Source organism: Rhodococcus spongiicola (assembly GCF_004011835.1).
GTDB lineage: Bacteria > Actinomycetota > Actinomycetes > Mycobacteriales > Mycobacteriaceae > Prescottella > Prescottella spongiicola.
This window is the reverse complement of record NZ_RKLN01000002.1, coordinates 376,061-393,031: the sequence shown is the minus strand read 5'-3', so window position 1 is coordinate 393,031 and position 16,971 is coordinate 376,061. Positions and strand designations below refer to the sequence as shown.

Annotated in this window: 16 protein-coding genes; 4 read left to right on the top strand and 12 right to left on the bottom strand. The window is 67.9% G+C overall.

All coding sequences use genetic code 11. The features are described from left to right. Nucleotides 1-298 precede the first annotated feature (298 nt). Nucleotides 299-1,255 (bottom strand): electron transfer flavoprotein subunit alpha/FixB family protein, encoded by a 957-nt coding sequence (locus EF834_RS06580; RefSeq protein ID WP_127946406.1) that lies wholly within the window; start codon nt 1,253-1,255, stop codon nt 299-301. A 45-nt stretch (nt 1,256-1,300) separates the two neighbouring features. Continuing rightward, nucleotides 1,301-2,101 carry an electron transfer flavoprotein subunit beta/FixA family protein gene (locus tag EF834_RS06575; protein WP_127946405.1) on the bottom strand — a complete coding sequence of 267 codons (801 nt, stop codon included), beginning with the start codon at nt 2,099-2,101 and terminating at the stop codon, nt 1,301-1,303. 240 nt (nt 2,102-2,341) lie between these two features. Here EF834_RS06575 and EF834_RS06570 point away from each other — a divergent pair, with 240 nt between their 5' ends. The 3 genes from EF834_RS06570 to EF834_RS06560 are packed head-to-tail and all read left to right on the top strand — an operon-like array spanning nt 2,342 to nt 6,005. After that, nucleotides 2,342-3,157 carry a class I SAM-dependent methyltransferase gene (locus EF834_RS06570; protein ID WP_235871027.1) on the top strand — a complete coding sequence of 272 codons (816 nt, stop codon included), beginning with the start codon at nt 2,342-2,344 and terminating at the stop codon, nt 3,155-3,157. 14 nt (nt 3,158-3,171) lie between these two features. Next, nucleotides 3,172-4,764, top strand: coding sequence for a 1,4-alpha-glucan branching protein domain-containing protein (locus EF834_RS06565; RefSeq protein WP_206615217.1), 1,593 nt, complete (start codon nt 3,172-3,174; stop codon nt 4,762-4,764). Then, nucleotides 4,761-6,005: a glycosyltransferase family 4 protein gene (locus tag EF834_RS06560; protein ID WP_127946403.1), complete on the top strand. Its 1,245-nt coding sequence runs from the start codon at nt 4,761-4,763 to the stop codon at nt 6,003-6,005. The genes EF834_RS06565 and EF834_RS06560 overlap by 4 nt, the downstream gene beginning before the upstream one ends. A gap of 17 nt (nt 6,006-6,022) precedes the next feature. Here the strand turns inward: EF834_RS06560 and EF834_RS06555 are convergent, their stop codons facing one another. From EF834_RS06555 to ald, 3 genes are all read right to left on the bottom strand, one after another. Further along, nucleotides 6,023-6,817: an acyltransferase gene (locus EF834_RS06555; RefSeq protein ID WP_127946402.1), complete on the bottom strand. Its 795-nt coding sequence runs from the start codon at nt 6,815-6,817 to the stop codon at nt 6,023-6,025. A 56-nt stretch (nt 6,818-6,873) separates the two neighbouring features. Then, a complete protein-coding gene (locus tag EF834_RS06550; RefSeq protein ID WP_127946401.1) occupies nt 6,874-7,281 on the bottom strand; it encodes a hypothetical protein in 408 nt (135 codons plus the stop codon). Nucleotides 7,282-7,423: 142 nt separating this feature from the next. Further along, nucleotides 7,424-8,554, bottom strand: a complete 1,131-nt coding sequence (gene ald, locus EF834_RS06545; RefSeq protein ID WP_127946400.1) for an alanine dehydrogenase — start codon at nt 8,552-8,554, stop codon at nt 7,424-7,426. A 161-nt stretch (nt 8,555-8,715) separates the two neighbouring features. On the opposite strand from ald, the gene EF834_RS06540 reads away from it, so the two are divergent. Beyond that, on the top strand, nt 8,716-10,023 hold the full coding sequence (locus EF834_RS06540) for an outer membrane protein assembly factor BamB family protein (RefSeq protein ID WP_127946399.1): 1,308 nt from the start codon (nt 8,716-8,718) through the stop codon (nt 10,021-10,023). Nucleotides 10,024-10,095: 72 nt separating this feature from the next. On the opposite strand, the gene EF834_RS06535 is transcribed toward EF834_RS06540, so the two are convergent. The 7 genes from EF834_RS06535 to serB all read right to left on the bottom strand — a co-directional run bounded on the left by EF834_RS06535 (nt 10,096) and on the right by serB (nt 16,946). Then, nucleotides 10,096-11,253, bottom strand: a complete 1,158-nt coding sequence (locus EF834_RS06535) for a class I SAM-dependent methyltransferase (protein WP_127946398.1) — start codon at nt 11,251-11,253, stop codon at nt 10,096-10,098. 16 nt (nt 11,254-11,269) lie between these two features. Next, nucleotides 11,270-12,244: a class I SAM-dependent methyltransferase gene (locus EF834_RS06530; RefSeq protein ID WP_127946397.1), complete on the bottom strand. Its 975-nt coding sequence runs from the start codon at nt 12,242-12,244 to the stop codon at nt 11,270-11,272. Nucleotides 12,245-12,306: 62 nt separating this feature from the next. Then, on the bottom strand, nt 12,307-13,086 hold the full coding sequence (locus EF834_RS06525; RefSeq protein WP_127946396.1) for an enoyl-CoA hydratase/isomerase family protein: 780 nt from the start codon (nt 13,084-13,086) through the stop codon (nt 12,307-12,309). Between the two features lie 20 nt (nt 13,087-13,106). Then, complete coding sequence (locus EF834_RS06520; protein WP_235871055.1) at nt 13,107-13,916, bottom strand: NUDIX hydrolase; 810 nt, start codon at nt 13,914-13,916, stop codon at nt 13,107-13,109. A 143-nt stretch (nt 13,917-14,059) separates the two neighbouring features. Then, complete coding sequence (locus tag EF834_RS06515) at nt 14,060-14,881, bottom strand: ABC transporter ATP-binding protein (protein WP_235871026.1); 822 nt, start codon at nt 14,879-14,881, stop codon at nt 14,060-14,062. 92 nt (nt 14,882-14,973) lie between these two features. Further along, nucleotides 14,974-15,723 carry an aminoacyl-tRNA hydrolase gene (locus tag EF834_RS06510; protein ID WP_127946393.1) on the bottom strand — a complete coding sequence of 250 codons (750 nt, stop codon included), beginning with the start codon at nt 15,721-15,723 and terminating at the stop codon, nt 14,974-14,976. Next, complete coding sequence (gene serB, locus EF834_RS06505; RefSeq protein WP_127946392.1) at nt 15,720-16,946, bottom strand: phosphoserine phosphatase SerB; 1,227 nt, start codon at nt 16,944-16,946, stop codon at nt 15,720-15,722. The genes EF834_RS06510 and serB overlap by 4 nt, the downstream gene beginning before the upstream one ends. Between the last annotated feature and the right edge of the window lie 25 nt (nt 16,947-16,971).

The window sequence follows — 16,971 nt, the reverse complement described above, 5'->3', positions numbered from 1 at the left end:
GGATCCGGGTCTCGGGAACCGAGGACTCGAGACGGTTCAAGTGAGGAGTGGTCGCAATGTTCATCGCCGATTACTCCTTGCTCCACGTGCGGACCCGTCGCCTCGGCTGGGGCTTCGGAACCCGGCTGGGACTCGTCCTCGGTGGACCGAAATCCGATCGTTGTGCTTACTTAACAAGTGCGCCCCGACCGTCCCGGAAACGACACGGTCGCCGCAACCTCTCGCACAGAGAATGTTGCGGCGACCGTGTGAGCCCGCCGGACGGTGGCGGGATTTCAGCGAAGCGTCCGGCCCGGATTCAGCCCCGGTGAGCCTTGATGGCCTCCGTCAGCTGCGGGGCGACGTTGAACAGGTCGCCCACGACGCCGTAGTCCGCAATCTCGAAGATCGGGGCCTCTTCGTCCTTGTTGACCGCGACGATGGTCTTCGAGGTCTGCATGCCGGCCCGGTGCTGGATGGCTCCCGAGATGCCGAGTGCGATGTACAGCTGCGGCGAGACCGTCTTGCCGGTCTGGCCGACCTGGAACTGGCCCGGGTAGTAGCCGGAGTCGACGGCGGCACGCGAGGCACCGACGGCGGCACCGAGCGAATCGGCGAGCTCCTCGACGACCGAGAACTTGTCGGCCGACCCGACGCCGCGACCGCCGGAGACGACGACCGACGCCTCGGTGAGCTCGGGGCGGTCGCCACCGACGATCGGCTCACGCGAGACGATCTTGACGGCGCTCTCGTCCTGAGCCGGAACCTCGACCGCGACCTGCTCGCCGGCCGCGGCCTGCGGCTGGGCCTCGACGGCACCCGGGCGGACCGAGATGACCGGAACCTCGCCGTTGGCCTTGGCGTCGACGGTGAACGCGCCACCGAAGATCGAGTGGACGGCGCTGCCGTCGGACTTGATCTCGACTACGTCGGACAGCAGGCCGGAGCCGAGACGAGCTGCGAGGCGACCGGCGACCTCCTTGCCCTCGATGCTGGCCGCGGTGACCACGGCAGCCGGGCTCGCGGACTCGACCAGACCCGCGAGGACATCGACCTTCGGGGTCACCAGGTAGCCCTCGACGTCGTCGGACTCGGCGACGTAGATCTTCGCGGCACCGGCGGCCGCCAGTGCGTCAGCCAACTTGCCGGCCGTACCGACCGGGCCGGCGACGACGGCGGACGGCTCACCGAGCGCACGAGCGGCGGTGATGAGCTCGGTGCTGATCTTCTTCAGTGCACCCTCGGCGTGCTCGACGAGCACGAGTACTTCTGCCATTGCTTACTTCTCCCTGTCTTGTCTGCTGGTCTCGAGGGGGCTGGATCAGATGATCTTCTGGCCCACGAGGTACGCGGCGATCTTGGTGCCGCCGTCGCCCTCGTCGGTGACGCGCTCGCCAGCGGTACGCGGGGGCTTGGGGGTGGAGGCGGTGACGGTGGTGCCGGCGTTGGCGACGCCCACGGTCTCAGGATCGACACCCAGATCGGCCAGGGTGAGGACCTGAACCTCCTTCTTCTTCGCGGCCATGATGCCCTTGAAGGACGGGAACCGCGGCTCGTTGATCTTCTCGCTGACCGAGACGATGGCCGGCAGGCTGGCCTCGAGACCGAAGACACCCTCGTCGGTCTCACGCTCGCCGGTGACCTTGCCGTCGGCGACGGTCAGCTTGCGCAGCTGGGTCAGCTGCGGCAGGCCGAGGTACTCGGCAATGATGGCCGGGACGGCGCCGATACGGCCGTCGGTGGCCTCGTTGCCGGCGATGACCAGGTCGGCAGCCTCACCGTTGTCGAAGCTGATCTGGCCGAGAGCGGCCGCCAAGGTCCAGCCGGTCTGGATCGCATCGGAGCCGTGCAGAGCCGGGTCGTTGACGTGAACAGCCTTGTCGGCACCCATGGACAGGGCCTTGCGGATGGCTTCTTTGGCGCGGTCGGGGCCGGCGCACAGCACGATCACCTCACCGCCGTCGCGCTCCTTGATGAGGAGTGCTTCCTCGACGGCGCGCTCGTTGATCTCGTCGAGCACTGCGTCGGCGGCCTCGCGGTCAAGCGTGAAGTCCCCGTCCGTGAGCTTGCGCTCGGACCACGTGTCGGGGACCTGCTTGATCAAAACGACGATGTTCGTCATGGGTCTTCGTCGACCTCCTGGTTGTAGCTGGCTGATGATCGCGAGCAACTCCGCGACATGCCGAGCTCTCGTAGACAAGTTCTTTGCACGTTGGCTGTGCGACAGATTACCCCACAGCAAGTTACCGGCCGGTAACTTGGGTGAAATCCGGTCTCACAATAACCATCAACCGGCACCTTCACGGCTGTGATGTGGACCACCCGTACAACTCTCGGGGCCAGTGCCACTAACCTCGCTGAGGTGAGCGAATCCACTGTTGGTTGCACGACCGAGCGCGCAGACGCTACGCCCGACCCTGCTAGCGAGGCGTCCACACTGCCGCTGACCGGCGAACGCACGGTCCCCGGAATCCCCGAGGAGAACTACTGGTTCCGGCGCCATGAGGTCGTCTACCGTGACCTGCTCCCGCGCTGCTCCGGTCGCGAAGTACTCGAGGCGGGATCTGGAGAAGGCTACGGCGCCAACATGATTGCCGACGTGGCGACAAAGGTGACGGGGCTCGACTACGACATCTCGGCGGTCGAACACGTGCGTGCCCGCTACCCCCGTGTGGAGATGGTGCACGGCAACCTCGCGGAGCTACCGCTATCGGACGAGTCCGTCGACACCGTCGTCAACTTTCAGGTAATCGAACATTTGTGGGATCAGGCGCAGTTCCTGCGAGAGTGCCATCGGGTGCTGCGCCCAGGCGGTGAGCTGCTCGTGAGCACGCCCAACCGCATCACGTTCTCCCCGGGTCGCGATACGCCGCTCAATCCGTTCCACACCCGTGAGCTCAACGCCGCCGAGTTGACCGAACTATTGGTCGAGGCAGGCTTCAAGGTCGCGCTGATGACCGGCGTCCACCACGGCCCGCGCCTGCGCGAACTCGATGCCGAACACGGTGGATCGTTCATCGACGCCCAGATCGAGCGGGCCCTCGCGGGCGAGCCGTGGCCGGAGCAACTCTGCAGCGACGTCGAAGGCGTCACCGCCGACGACTTCGTCCTGCTCGAGGCGGATATCGACGACAGCCTCGATCTCGTCGCCGTCGCGATCAAGGACCCCGTGGCGTGACGGGGACAGCAGAGATGGGGACACAAGAGGTGGGGGCCTCGCGTGAGCCGGGCATGTTCTGCCTGGTCCTGCACTCGCACTTGCCGTGGCTCGCCAACCACGGGCGCTGGCCGGTCGGCGAGGAGTGGCTGTATCAATCGTGGGCGGCGACGTATCTACCGGTGACGGCGGTGTTGCGGCGACTCGCCGCCGAGGGGCGCACCCGCCTGCTCACACTCGGCGTCACGCCGGTGCTCGCGGCGCAGCTCGACGACCCGCACAGCCTCAACGGCATGCACCACTGGCTCGGCAACTGGCAACTCCGCGCCCACGAGGCCGCCGGGATGTCGTCGGCCTCGCACCGCGACCTGGGCGCCCGCGAGCACCGCGCATCCGCGACGGCCCTCCATGATTTCGAAACCCGTTGGCGCCATGGTGGTTCCGCAGTACTGCGCGAGCTGATCGACGCCGAAACGATCGAGCTCCTCGGCGGCCCGCTCGCGCATCCGTTCCAGCCGCTGCTCGATCCGCGACTACGGTCATTCTCGCTCTCCGAGGGTCTCGCCGACGCCGAGTCGCGGTGGGGCCACACCCCCTCCGGGATCTGGGCACCCGAGTGCGGGTACACGCCGGGGATGGAGAGGGGCTACGCAGCGGCGGGTGTGTCGCACTTCATGGTCGACGGCCCTGCGCTGCGCGGTGACACCACGGCCGGTCGGCCGGTGTGGGACTCCGACGTCATCGCCTTCGGCCGCGACCTCGAGGTCAGCTACCGCGTGTGGTCGCCGAAGACCGGCTACCCCGGCCACGCGGCCTACCGCGACTTCCACACCTACGACCACGACACCGGACTCAAGCCCGCACGCGTGACCGGTCGCACGGTGCCCTCGGAGAAGAAGGCGCCCTACGACCCGGAGCTCGCGGCGGTCGCCGTCGACAAGCACGTCGCCGATTTCGTCGAAACCGTCCGTCGGCGCCTGCGTAGCGAATCCGAACGAATCGGCCGCCCCGCACTCGTCGTCGCCGCTTTCGACACCGAACTGTTCGGGCACTGGTGGCATGAGGGACCTCAGTGGCTCGAACAGGTGCTCCGGGCGCTTCCCGAGGCTGGCATCGAGGTCGGGACCCTCGCCGACGCCCGCGATCGCGGCTACGTCGGTGCCCCCGTCGAACTGCAGGACTCGTCCTGGGGTTCGGGCAAGGACTGGCGGGTGTGGGCCGGCGACCAAGTACAGGACCTGGTCCAGCTCAACGCCGAGGTCGTGCAGACCGCGCTCGATACGATCGACAAGAACCGCGACGCGAATCTCCACGGATTCGGGGGCGCCCCGGAACTTCGCAATCGGGTCCACGACCAGATGTTGCGTGAGACGCTGTTGACCGTCTCGAGCGACTGGGCCTTCATGGTCAGCAAGGACTCCGCGGCCGGGTACGCTCGCGACCGAGCCCACAAGCACGCACATGCGCTGCGGGAGATCGCCGACGCCGTCGCGTCCGGACGGGACGAGGTCGCGCACCGCCTTGCCGACGGATGGAACGCCGCCGACGGCCTGTTCCCCGCACTCGACGCGCGGCGCCTGCCCGTTCGCTCGGCCGAAACAGCTGCATTCGCTGGGAGCATGCAATGAAAGTTCTGATCGTGTCGTGGGAATACCCGCCCGTGGTGGTGGGTGGGCTGGGGCGGCACGTCCACCACCTGGCAACCGAACTGGTCTCAGCCGGCCACGAGGTGGTCGTGCTGTCGCGACGGCCGTCGGGCACCGACCCGTCCACGCATCCGACGACGACGGAGATCGCCGAGGGCGTGCTCGTGGTCGCGGTCGCCGAGGATCCGCCGCACTTCATCTTCGGTGAGGACATGCTGGCGTGGACGCTGGCGATGGGACACGCGATGGTTCGTGCGGGCGTGGCCCTGTCGAAGGGTGGCATCGGTGATGGCTGGCAGCCCGACGTCGTGCACGCCCATGACTGGCTTGTGGCGCACCCGGCGATCGCACTCGCCGAGTTCTACGACGTCCCGTTGGTCTCGACGCTGCATGCCTCGGAGGCAGGTCGGCACAGCGGGTGGATCTCCGGCCGCGTCAACCGTCAGGTGCACTCGGTGGAGTGGTGGCTCGCCAACGAATCCGACTCCATCATCGCCTGTTCGAAGTCGATGGAGGACGAGGTCACCCAGCTGTACGGCCCGGAACTGCCGCCGATCACCGTGATCCGCAACGGCATCGACGTCACGACGTGGAGCTACCGTTCACGCTCGCCCCGGTCCGGACCGGCGGCCCTGCTGTATGTCGGACGCCTCGAGTACGAGAAGGGTGTGCAGGACGCGATCGCAGCGCTGCCGCGAATCCGACGCAGCCACCCAGGCACGACGTTGGCCGTCGCCGGTGAAGGCACTCAGTTCGAGTGGCTGCGCCAGCAGGCCCGCACACACCGGGTCGCGCGCTCGGTGACGTTCCTCGGCAACCTCGATCACGAGGAGCTACTCGGTTGGTTGCACGGTGCCGACGCGATCGTGTTGCCGAGTCGCTACGAGCCGTTCGGGATCATTGCGCTCGAGGCGGCCGCAGCGGGCACCCCGCTGATCGCTTCGACCGCGGGTGGGCTCGGCGAGGCCGTCGTCGACGGTGTGACCGGGCTGTCGTTCGCCCCGGGCGACGTGGACGGACTCACCTCCGCGGTGCGAGAGACCCTCGACGATCCGGACGCCGCCCAGGTTCGGGCACAGGCGGCACGCGATCGTCTGACCGCCGACTTCGATTGGCGCAAGGTGGCCGAGGAGACCGTGCAGGTGTATGCCGCGGCCAAGCGTCGCGTCCGCCACCCGTTGGCGCGTCCGGAGGTTCCCGAGCGCCCGCTGCCCGGTCGGTAGCGGGCACTCGGACCGCTCTACTGCTGGGTACCGGCTCCGTTCCCGTTCCCGTTCACGAGAGCCCCCTCACCACCACCGGTCGCGGCCTTCTTTCGGGCGATGTCCTCGAGGGCGGCTATGTACTTCGCCCGCTCCTCGGCGCCGGCCTCCCAGTCGGCGCGGCGGTTCTTGACCGGTTTCGCCGGTGATCCGACGGCGATGCTGAAGTCGGGGATGTCCCCCTTGACCACGGCGTGAGCACCGAGCACGCAGCCACGGCCGACACGCGTGTTGCGCAGGACCGAGACCTTGGCGGCAATCCACGTGTCCGGGCCGATACGAACTGGACCCTTGGCGATGCCCTGATCCTTGATCGGGACCGTGATGTCCTCGGTCCGGTGATCGAAGTCGCAGATGTAGCACCAGTCAGCGACGAGAGTCGATGCACCGATCTCGATGTCGAGGTAGGTGTTGACGACGTTGTCCTTGCCGAAGACGACCTTGTCGCCGATGCGCAGCGAACCCTCGTGGCACCGTAGGGCGTTGCCGTCGCCGATGTGGACCCACTTGCCGATCTCCATCCGCGACAGTCCCGGCGTCGAGTGGATCTCGACGTTCTTGCCGAGGAACACCATGCCGCGCGTGATGATGTGCGGGTTGGCGAGTTTGAACTTCGCCAACCGGTAGTAACGGACCAGGTACCACGGTGTGTACGCCTTGTTCGCGATGACCCACTTCAGCGAACCAAGCGTCAGAAAGCGGGCCTGCTCACTATCGCGACGTCGTGATCCGCGCCACCTCGTGCGCAACGGTGCGCCCCACATGCTCGTCATGAGATATAAGCCTACGGACCACGGCTGTGCGTCTGACCACGCGCCCTCGGTGGCGGCTAGGCGGCAGGACGTCCGGCGACGTCGTCCTCGCTCCAGTCCTCCGCGCGCCAAGACTCGCTCGTCGACCTCGACCCAGGCGTGACCGGGATGTGACGCCGAGCGCGGCGGCGGGCGCGGCGGCGTTGCTTCTGGCGCGTCCAACCGTCGTCGTGTGCGACCAGATACGCGGCGACGGCCCCGAGAGTGCCAATGACGACCATCTCGATGAACGACACCATGACAATGCCCACCATCACCGCTGTGCCGGCGACTAGCGCGACGGTGACGATCCGGCCGGCGAGCGGGGACGCGAGGAGGTGGTCTTCCTCGTCGCCGTCTGCGGACGACGGATCCTCCTGGGTTCCGGGCGCGGACGACGCATCAGCATCAGCCGTCCCGTGCGCAACAGTCTCCCCCGTCTGCACTTCGGATCCTGTCCGCTTTCCCGACCGCATGAAACCATTAGACACAATTTCCGGCGGCGTGTCGGAGTGGAAATCATAAATGATCCACAACGATCACGAAACTCGGGAATTGCATCGATGACGTTCACGCCTATCAGTCGAATCAGCCACGCAGGGCGTGGTCCACCGTTACGTACGACAGACCGTGCGCGAGCGCGACCGGGGCATGCGTCACCCGCCCTGACCAGGTGTTAAGACCCATCGCGAGAGAAGGATCGTCGCGCATCGCGGCGCGCCAGCCCTTTCCCGCAACCGCGGATACGAACGGTAGCGTGACATTTACGAGGGCACGGGTCGACGTATGAGGAACAATACTCGGCATATTCGGTACTGCGTAAATAACAGAATTGTGAACCATATATGTGGGTTCGTCATGGCTGGTGGGCCGAGAGTCCTCGAAACATCCGCCCTGGTCGATCGCGATGTCGACCAGCACGCTCCCCGGCAACATGCGGGAGACCAAATCGGACGAGACCAGATGCGGCGCACGAGCACCGGGAACCAGAACCGCACCGATCACCAGATCCGCGTCGATGAGCGTGCGCTCGAGTTCGGTCCGGGTGGACACGGCCGTCGAGATGCGCGACCCGAACCGTGTGTGCAACCACCGCAGCTTCGCGACGTCACGATCGAGCACAGTCACCCGCGCACCCATACCCGCCGCGACCGTCGTCGCATGTGTTCCGGCGTTGCCGCCGCCGATGACGACCACACGGGCCGGACCGACGCCCGGCACGCCGCCGAGCAGGATGCCGCGCCCCCGGCGCTCGCCCGACGCGCTCGCCTGCAATGCGTGCGCCCCCACCTGAGTTGCAAGCCTGCCGGCGACCTCGCTCATCGGCGCGAGCAACGGCAGTGATCCATCAGCCAGCTCGACCGTCTCGTATGCAATGGCGGTGACACCACTCGACAGCAGCGCCTCGGTGCAGTCGAGCGACGCCGCGAGGTGGAGATAGGTGAAGAGGATCTGCCCGCGCCGCATCAGCGCGTACTCCGGTTCCAGCGGCTCCTTCACCTTCACGATCAGGTCCGCCTCGGCCCACACCTCGTCCGCCCGATCGAGGATCCGGGCGCCGGCCGCAACGAACTCCTCGTCCGGCAGCGACGACCCGTCGCCCGCCCCACGCTCGACGAGCAGCTCGTGCCCCTGGGCCCGTAGCTCGTTGACGGCGAGCGGAGTCAAGGCGACCCGCAGCTCGCCGTTCTTGATCTCCTTCGGCACCCCGATTCTCATGATGTCTCTCCTCCGCCGAAGCAAGCGGTTCAACGCCACGTCGACCATCGCCGATAGGTCTTCGTCGAGGGTCCCACGAAATTCGCCGGGGAGGTTCGACGACGCCGAATCCCGGCCGGGATAGTCTCTGGTCCGAGCAAATTCCGACTCGAGGAGATGTAATGCGGCGTGCCCTCAGGTCGTCGGCGGCGGCACTGGCGACGATCTCGGCCCTCCTACTGGCAGCATGCGGCGGGGATTCCGGCACCGAGAACGTCTTCGGGGCGGGTGGCTGGCCAGGGATGCACGCCGACGCCCGCAACAGCGACACGAGCGCCGTCACCGGGTCGCGTTCGCTGGATTTCGCGTGGTCGCGACCGATCGGTGGTCCGACGCCCACCCGAGCGACGGTCGCGGCGAACGGTCAGATCTTCCTTACGTCTCAGACCGAGCAGGGCTGCAATCTGTCGTCCTTCCAGATGGACTCCGGCCGTAAGCGTTTCTGCAACGGGATCGGCCCGGGCGCCGCCACAGGGGCGCCGGTCGTGGACGCGGCGGCCAACGTGTACGTCGGCGAGGAAGGCGCAATGAGCTCGTTCAACGAGTACGGCCAGTTGCGCTGGCGCACGCCGGTGACAGGCACCCCGCAGTCGGCCCAGTTCACCGGTGACGGCAATCTTCTCTTCGTAACGCAACTCGGCCAGATCAACGTGCTCGACCCCCAGACCGGCTTCAAGGTGCTCCCGTCGTACGACCTGATCCCGCCGGCGTCGTACACGCAGGGGGTCAACGTCGCGCCCATCCCGAACGGGCAGGGCCTCGACGCGTGCTTCGACGGTACGTCCGCGTGCCCGGTAGCGAACTCCCCCGCGATCGACCTGGACAACGGCCGGTTCGTGCTCACGTTCTGGCGACCCGGTGCGGAACAGGCCGACCTGGTCGCGATGTGGTACCGGGGTGGGAACGATGCCCGGATCGACACCGACTGGTCCACGACGATCCTCGAGGACGGGGCCGGGTCCGCGCCAGTCCTGTCGGCGGACGGGAGAACCGTGTACACAGGCGACAACGCCGGCCAGCTGTGGGCGGTCGATGCCGCCACCGGGGAGACCAAGTGGAGTTACGACCTGGGGTACAGGCCCCTCGGTAGCCCATCCGTGTCGGCCGACGGGCTGATCATCCCGGCGGGCGGAGAGGAGGGCTACCTCCTGGCGCTCCAGGATCGGGGGGACGGGGCCGAATCGGTCTGGGAGCGGGGCGATCTCGCTCAGGTGGGCGCCGCAGCCCAGACTGCCGGCTCGACCGGCTACACGACGGTGCGTGACGGCGATGACGGTGTCGCACTGCTCACGTTCGACACCGCGACCGGCGAGACCCTCGACCAGGACGCGCTGCCCGGCGCCACCGGGTTCACAGCCGGCACGTCGATCGGACCGGACGGCGAAGTGCTCACCCCGACCCTGATCGGCGAGTTGTTCGTCCTGCAGTGACGACGCATTCAGTTCCGCACGACCTCAGTTCCGCACGACCTCAGTTCCGCTCGACCTCAGTTCCGTGCCGCCTCAGGTCCGTGCGGCGCACACGAACGCGACGGGAGCATGTCCGATCCGGGTGAGCACCACCGACAGGGGCGTGCTGCCCCGCAGCTTCAGACGCGGGCGTAGCACCGCCGGATCGATGTCGAGCCCCCGGACCAGGATCTCGGCCGAACCGCAGTCGCGGGCGGCCAACTCCCGCCGAAGGGCCTTCTCCGTGTACCCGAGCCGGGTCAGCACCCGGAACCCGCGCACCCCCTCGGGCACGCTGTCCCCGGTGAGATAGGCAATCCGCGGATCCAGTTGCCAGAGCCCGTGCCGGGCCGCGTAGTGGCGCACCAGTCCCGCGCGTACGACAGCACCGTCCGGCTCGACGATCCACTCCCCTGGTTCGCGTTCGGGGATGTCGTCCGGTTCGGTGTCGGTGATCTCCCACGCCGTCCCGTCCGAGCGCAGCACGCTCGCGCGCCGCCGAACACCCGGATCGGACAGTCCCGGCGACCACAGACAGGCCTCACGGACCCCGCCGTCGAGCGAGACGATCTCCACCTCGCCATCCCAGCCGAGACGATCGAAATCGAGTCCCGGGGCGCACTTGACCGCCAGATCGCGGCCGGCGTACACGTCGAGGAGATCGGGCAATGGTGGCATCGACGCGGCCGGATCGAACCTACGTTTGCCGTCAGAACGACGCGCGGGATCCGCTACCACGACGGTGTCGCGCGTGCACGGGTGCAGCGCGTCCGCGCGCAAAAGGGTCACCCCCGGCACGTTGTGCGCGGCCATGGCCAGCCGAACCGGGTCCAGGTCGCTGCCGATCACGGCATCCGTCAGCTCGATCAGCGCCGCCAGTTCCGTACCGATCGAGCACGTGACGTCGTGGACGCGCCGTCCCGTCAACCGTGTCGCTCGGTGCCGGGCAACCACGCGCGGTGTCGCCTGCTGCAGGGCGTCGCCGGTGAACAGCCACGAGTCCGCGTCGACCAGCTTGGTCTGCGCCTTGCGCCGCAGCAGGACCGTCTCGATCAGCGGACCCGCCCGCTCACCGAAACGCGCACGTGCCCGGCCGATATCGGCCAGACGCGTGCGCGTGGACAATTCCGACTCTGCAGTCTCCGCCAGCGCCGCGACGCCCTCGTCGCTGCGCAGGTAGTCGACGTCGTCGATCGTGAAGCGGTAACCCAACGGGTCGGGCGAGTGATCAGGTGGTGGCGCCGGGCTTCACGCCGGTGACCATGACGTTGTAGAAGAATCCGCGCGGTACGACGTGGTGCAGCACCTTCTCGTCAATCCAGCTGAGCGACTTCCAGCTACCGAACGCGAACCTGGCCCAGCCCCAGCCGAGCTTCTCCGGCGGGACGGCCGCCTCGAACGTGCGCACCGGCCAGCCGAGGAGGGCCGCAGCGAACTCCTCGGTCTTCGCCTTCACCTCGACCGCACCGGCGGACTTGGCGATGTTCTCGAGATCAGTGGGATCGAACGTGTGCAGGTCGACGACCGCCTCGAGCGCGGCAGCGCGGGAGGACTCGTCCAACTCGGCCTGCGGTCGACGCCAGCCCGACAGGAACGGGAGCTTGGTGATGTTCGTCGTCGCGGCCCACGTGGCGCGCCCGAGCCAGCGGGCGTAGAAGTTGCCGACCGTCGTCGGCTCACCGGCGAACACGAAGCGGCCACCCGGCTTGAGGACTCGCAGCACCTCCCGCAGCGACTGCTCGACGTCCGGGATGTGATGCAGCACCGCATGGCCGACGACGAGATCGAAGGTGTCGTCCTCGTAGGGAATCGTCTCGGCATCGGCGACTCGACCGTCGACCGGAAGCCCCAAGTTCTCGGCGTTTCGCGTCGCAACCTTGACCATGCCCGGCGACAGGTCTGTCACCGACCCCGTCTTCGCGACGCCGCCCTGCATCAAGTTGAGCAGGAAGAAGCCCGTACCGCACCCCAGTTCCAGCGCCCGCTCGTAGGGCAGCGGCTGATCGCCGGCCACAGCGTCGAACCGGCCGCGCGCGTAATCGATGCAGCGCTCGTCGTACGAGATCGACCACTTCTCGTCGTAGGTCTCGGCCTCCCAGTCGTGGTAGAGGACCTGGGCGAGCTTGGTGTCCTGCATCGCAGCCTCGACCTCTTCGGCGGTGGCGTGCGGGTTGGGAGTGGGATCTGTCGGGCTTGCACTCATGCGGGAAATCCTAGCGAAAGGTAACGGATGAACAAGTTCTACTTTTGGCCTTCTGGGCGCGGCTACTTGCCAGTGAACTTCGCCTTGCCCGGACCGTTCTCGATGAACGACTCCATACCGATGGTGCGGTCGGCGGTCGCGAACAGTGACGCGAACAGGTGCTGTTCGATTTTCAGGCCCGTCGCGAGGTCCGCATCGAGGCCCTGATCGATCGCGGCCTTCGCCGCGGCCAGCGCGCGACTGGCGGCGCCCGTGAACTGAGATGCCCACTTGCGAGCGGCGTTGTAGACCTCGTCGGGCGCGACCATCTCGTCGATCAGACCGATCTGCAGGGCCTCCTCGGCGCCGACGAAGCGTCCGGTGAAGACCATGTCCTTCGCCTTCGCCGGACCGACCAGGCGGGCCAGGCGCTGCGTTCCGCCCCCGCCGGGAATGATGCCGAGGAGGATTTCCGGGACGCCGAGCTTGGCATTGTCGCCCGCGACGCGGTAATCCGCGCCGAGCGCAACCTCGAGTCCCCCGCCGAGTGCGTAGCCGGTGATCGCGGCGACCGTCGGCTTCGGGATGTCGGCGATCGACCCCAGGGCCGACTGCAGTTCGGCGATGATGTCACTCATCTGGCCGAAATCCAGTTCTGCCATCTCCTTGACATCGGCGCCCGCAGCGAACACCTTCTCCCCGCCGTACACGATGACAGCCTTGACTTCCGGGTCGACGGTCGCATGACGGGCCGCCGCCCGAATCTCCTCCTGCACCTGACGGTTCAGGGCATTCATCGGGGGGCGCGCGAGACGAATCGTGCCGATGCCTTCGGAAACCTCGAGGGTCACAAACTCAGCCATGCGGCCCAGGCTACTGGGCGTCACCCCCAGGGCAGCGTCCCGGTGCCGTAGTAGCCTGCGTCGCCGGGAAACGACACCCACGGCTTGCCGTCGACGAAGCGCAACTCCGGCAGGATGGGTGAGATCTCCGGCTCGGCAGCGAGAATCGCGTCGACGTCGTCGAACTGCTCCAGCATCGCGAGCTGACTCCAGGTGGGCGGCAACAGGACACTGCGGCGGTCGCGCCAGTCGTCCACCGCGGCGGCCGGCGTCCGCCATGCGACCTCGGCCGCCTCCGACGTCTCGCCGTCGGCATTCTGCCCCGACGGCACGACTGCGACGAAGAAGTGCGTGTCGTAGCGGTGCCCCTCCTGGACCGGGGTGATCCAGTTGGCCCACGGGCGCAGCAGATCGGTTCGCATGACGAGGTTCTCGCGGGCAAGGAAGTCCGCGAACGACAACTCCCGCGACTCGAGTTGACGACGCGCCTCCGAATACCCCGCGGTGCTCGCGACGACACTGTCCTCGGTCGGACCGGCGAGCAGCACTCCGCACTCCTCGAACGTCTCCCTCACGGCCGCGCACACGAGGGCCTTGGCGCGGGGCTCTTCCACGCCGAATCGCTCGGCCCACCACGACACCGGTGGTCCCGCCCAGCGCACGTCGGCGACACCGTCGGAGGGGTCGACGCCGCCGCCCGGGAACACCGTCATGCCGCCTGCGAACGCCATCCCCGTGGCCCGCCTCACCAAGAAGACTTCGACGCCCGACCGCCCGTCACGCACAAGTATGACCGTGGACGCGTCCTTCGGGGTGGGTGCAGTGGACGCGGTCTGCGTCTCATCGAACATTCCGGACTGCGTGGCGTTCGAAGAGGTGGCGCCCGCGTCTCGACTGGTTCCCATACCCGGAACCTACGCCCCGTGTGATCGAGGCCTCACCACCAGCCCCATCGGGGAGGTACTCCGGCGTGTCTCGGCGGCTCAGGCGGGCCTCACGCGCGGTGCAGACCCGGACGGCGGGTGCGGCGGGCGAAGAACCGACCGCCGACACGATCGAGGCTGATCGACTGGCTGAACGCCTCGCTGAGATTCTGGGCGGTGATGACGTCGTCGAGCAGACCCTGAGAGACGACGCGTCCCTCCGACAGCAGCAGCGCGTGCGTGAAGCTGGGCGGGATCTCCTCGACGTGATGCGTGATCAGCACGGTCGCCGGCGAATCGGGGTCTTCCGCGAGGTCACTCAGGCGTGAAACGAGCTCCTCCCGGCCGCCCAGGTCGAGACCCGCGGCGGGCTCGTCGAGTAGCAGCAGCTCCGGATCGGTCATGAGTGCGCGGGCAATGAGCACGCGCTTGCGCTCACCCTCCGACAGGGTCCCGTAGGTGCGGTCGGCGAGGTGCTCGGCGCCGAGACTCTCGAGCATGTCGATCGCGCGGTGGGTGTCCATCTCTTCGTAGCGTTCCTGCCAACGGCCCAGGACCGCGTACCCAGCGGAGACCACCAGATCCTTCACGACCTCGTCGGCTGGGACCCGATTCGCGAGCGCGGACGACGACAGGCCGATGCGCGGACGCAACTCGGTGACGTCGACGCCTCCGAGCCGCTCGCCCAGCAGGCGCGCGACCCCGGCTGTCGGGTGGACCTCGGCGGCGGCTACGCGCATCAGGGATGTCTTACCCGCACCGTTGGGGCCGAGTATGACCCACTTCTCGTCGAGTTCAACCTTCCAGGAAACCGGACCGACGAGGGTCACACCGCCCCGGCGAATCAGAACATCTTCGAAATCGATGAGGAAATCAGGGTCTGGTTCCGACACAGCCACCACCTTCGTGTTCGACACGGTGATCATCTTCGCGTACCGCCCCCGGAGGCCTCCGACTGGATCGGACCTGCATACCGCTCCCCCGCTCAGCGGAGGGACGCGATGACCGTCATCGAACCGGGTGCTATCTCGGTGAACCCGGCGTCCCTTACCGCGATCGCCCGGCCAAGGGCGACCTCGTCACGGAGCGAGGCCCACGTCGTCTCGTCCGCGTCGCGGACGGCGCAATAGTAGCGGTCGGCCGCCCAATCGAGCGCCCGCGCGGTGGACATCGCGCCGGCAAGGATCATCGCCGCGTGACCGACCTGCGCGGCGGCCTTGCCCACGGTCATCCCGAGCGTGGCGTTCACCCAAAGCGTCGGCACACCCTCCGGGACCGGCCCCGGGTCGTCATGCGCGAGGTCCGTACCGCCGATTTGCAGCTTCTTGATCCGCGTGTCCAGGTCCCCGACCCTCCCCGGAACGAAAGCACGGGCCTGCGCCCCGTCCAGGTCGACGGTCACGCCGTCGACTTCCTGCGCGGCGACCCACTGCGCGCCGCGGGCACGTCGGGCGACCTTGCGGATGCGTGCGCCAGTCCACTCCCGGAAGGCGCCCTGCCACGGTCCGGGTATCCCGTGAGCATCGGGTCCCACCCGCGCGTCGAGGCACAACGCGACGGTGGCCGCGGCCGCCGCGGCCAGGACAGCGCTCCGCGCCGGCGGGTCGGCCTTGGGGATGTGCAGCACGATCGGCATGGCCAGCACCTGTGCCGGATCCGACGGGTCCGGCCGGCTGCCGTACCCAGCCTTCAGCACGGCGTGACGTGCCGTGAAGCCGCCCCGAGTCAGCGTCATGGGATGGGCACGCGCCGCACGCCCCCGTCGACCGCGTCGGCGGCCTCGACCTCGTTGCGGGTGACACCGAGCACGAACAGCACCGCGTCGAGGAAGGGGTGCGACAGGGCGGTGTCGGCGACCTCGCGCACCGCCGGCTTCGCGTTGAACGCGACACCGAGGCCGGCGGCGGTGAGCATGTCGATGTCGTTGGCGCCGTCGCCGACCGCGACGGTCTGCTCCATCGGGACGCCGACCTCGGCAGCGAACTTGCGCAGCGCGGTGGCCTTGGCGGCCCGGTCGACGACGTCACCGGTGACACGGCCGGTGAGCTTGCCGTCGACGATCTCGAGCGTGTTGGCCTGGACGAAGTCGAGTTCGAGTTCGTGAGCGAGGCCCTCGATCACTTGCCGGAAGCCGCCCGACACGACGCCGCAGTGGTAGCCGAGACGACGCAGGGTACGGATCGTCGTGCGCGCGCCCGGCGTCAGCTGCAGGTCGGCGGCGACCTCGTCGATGACGGACGCATCGAGCCCGGCGAGGGTGGCGACGCGCTGGTTCAGAGACTCGGTGAAGTCGATCTCGCCGCGCATCGCGGCCTCGGTGACGGCACGGACCTCGTCCTCGACGCCGGCGCGGGCCGCGAGCATCTCGATGACCTCACCCTGGACCAAGGTGGAGTCCACGTCGAAGACGATGAGCCGCTTGGCGCGCCTCGCGAGTCCCCCGCGCTCGACCGCGACGTCGACGTTCTCGCCGACCGCGACCTCGGCAAGGCCGGCACGCAGCTGCGCGTCCGCCTCGGCACTGGCGCCCGCGGCCGTGACCATCAGCTCGAGCCCGGTCAGCGGGTAGTCGGCGACGCCACGGATCGAGTCGATGTTGGCGCCCTGGCGGGCCAGTTCCCGCGAGAGCGAGCGGAACGCGCGTGCACTCACCGGGCTACCGAGGACGACGACGGCGTGCGTGGACACCTGCTGGCGAGCGTCCGGATCGGCGCCGATCTCGACGTCGACGGTCATGCCGACGGTGTCCATCGCCTCCTCGAGTTCCTCCTGCAGGGCCTCGGGGTCGGCCGGGCACTTCACCAGGACACCGAGGGTGAGCCGCCCTCGGATCACCACCTGTTCGACATCGAGCAAGCTCACCTGGTGACGTGAGAGCGCCCCGAAGAGCACCGAGGTGACGCCGGGCTTGTCCGGACCCGTAACCGTCACCAGAACCGTGGCGTCTGACGCACCCACCAAGAAACTCCGTTCGTTCAACTCG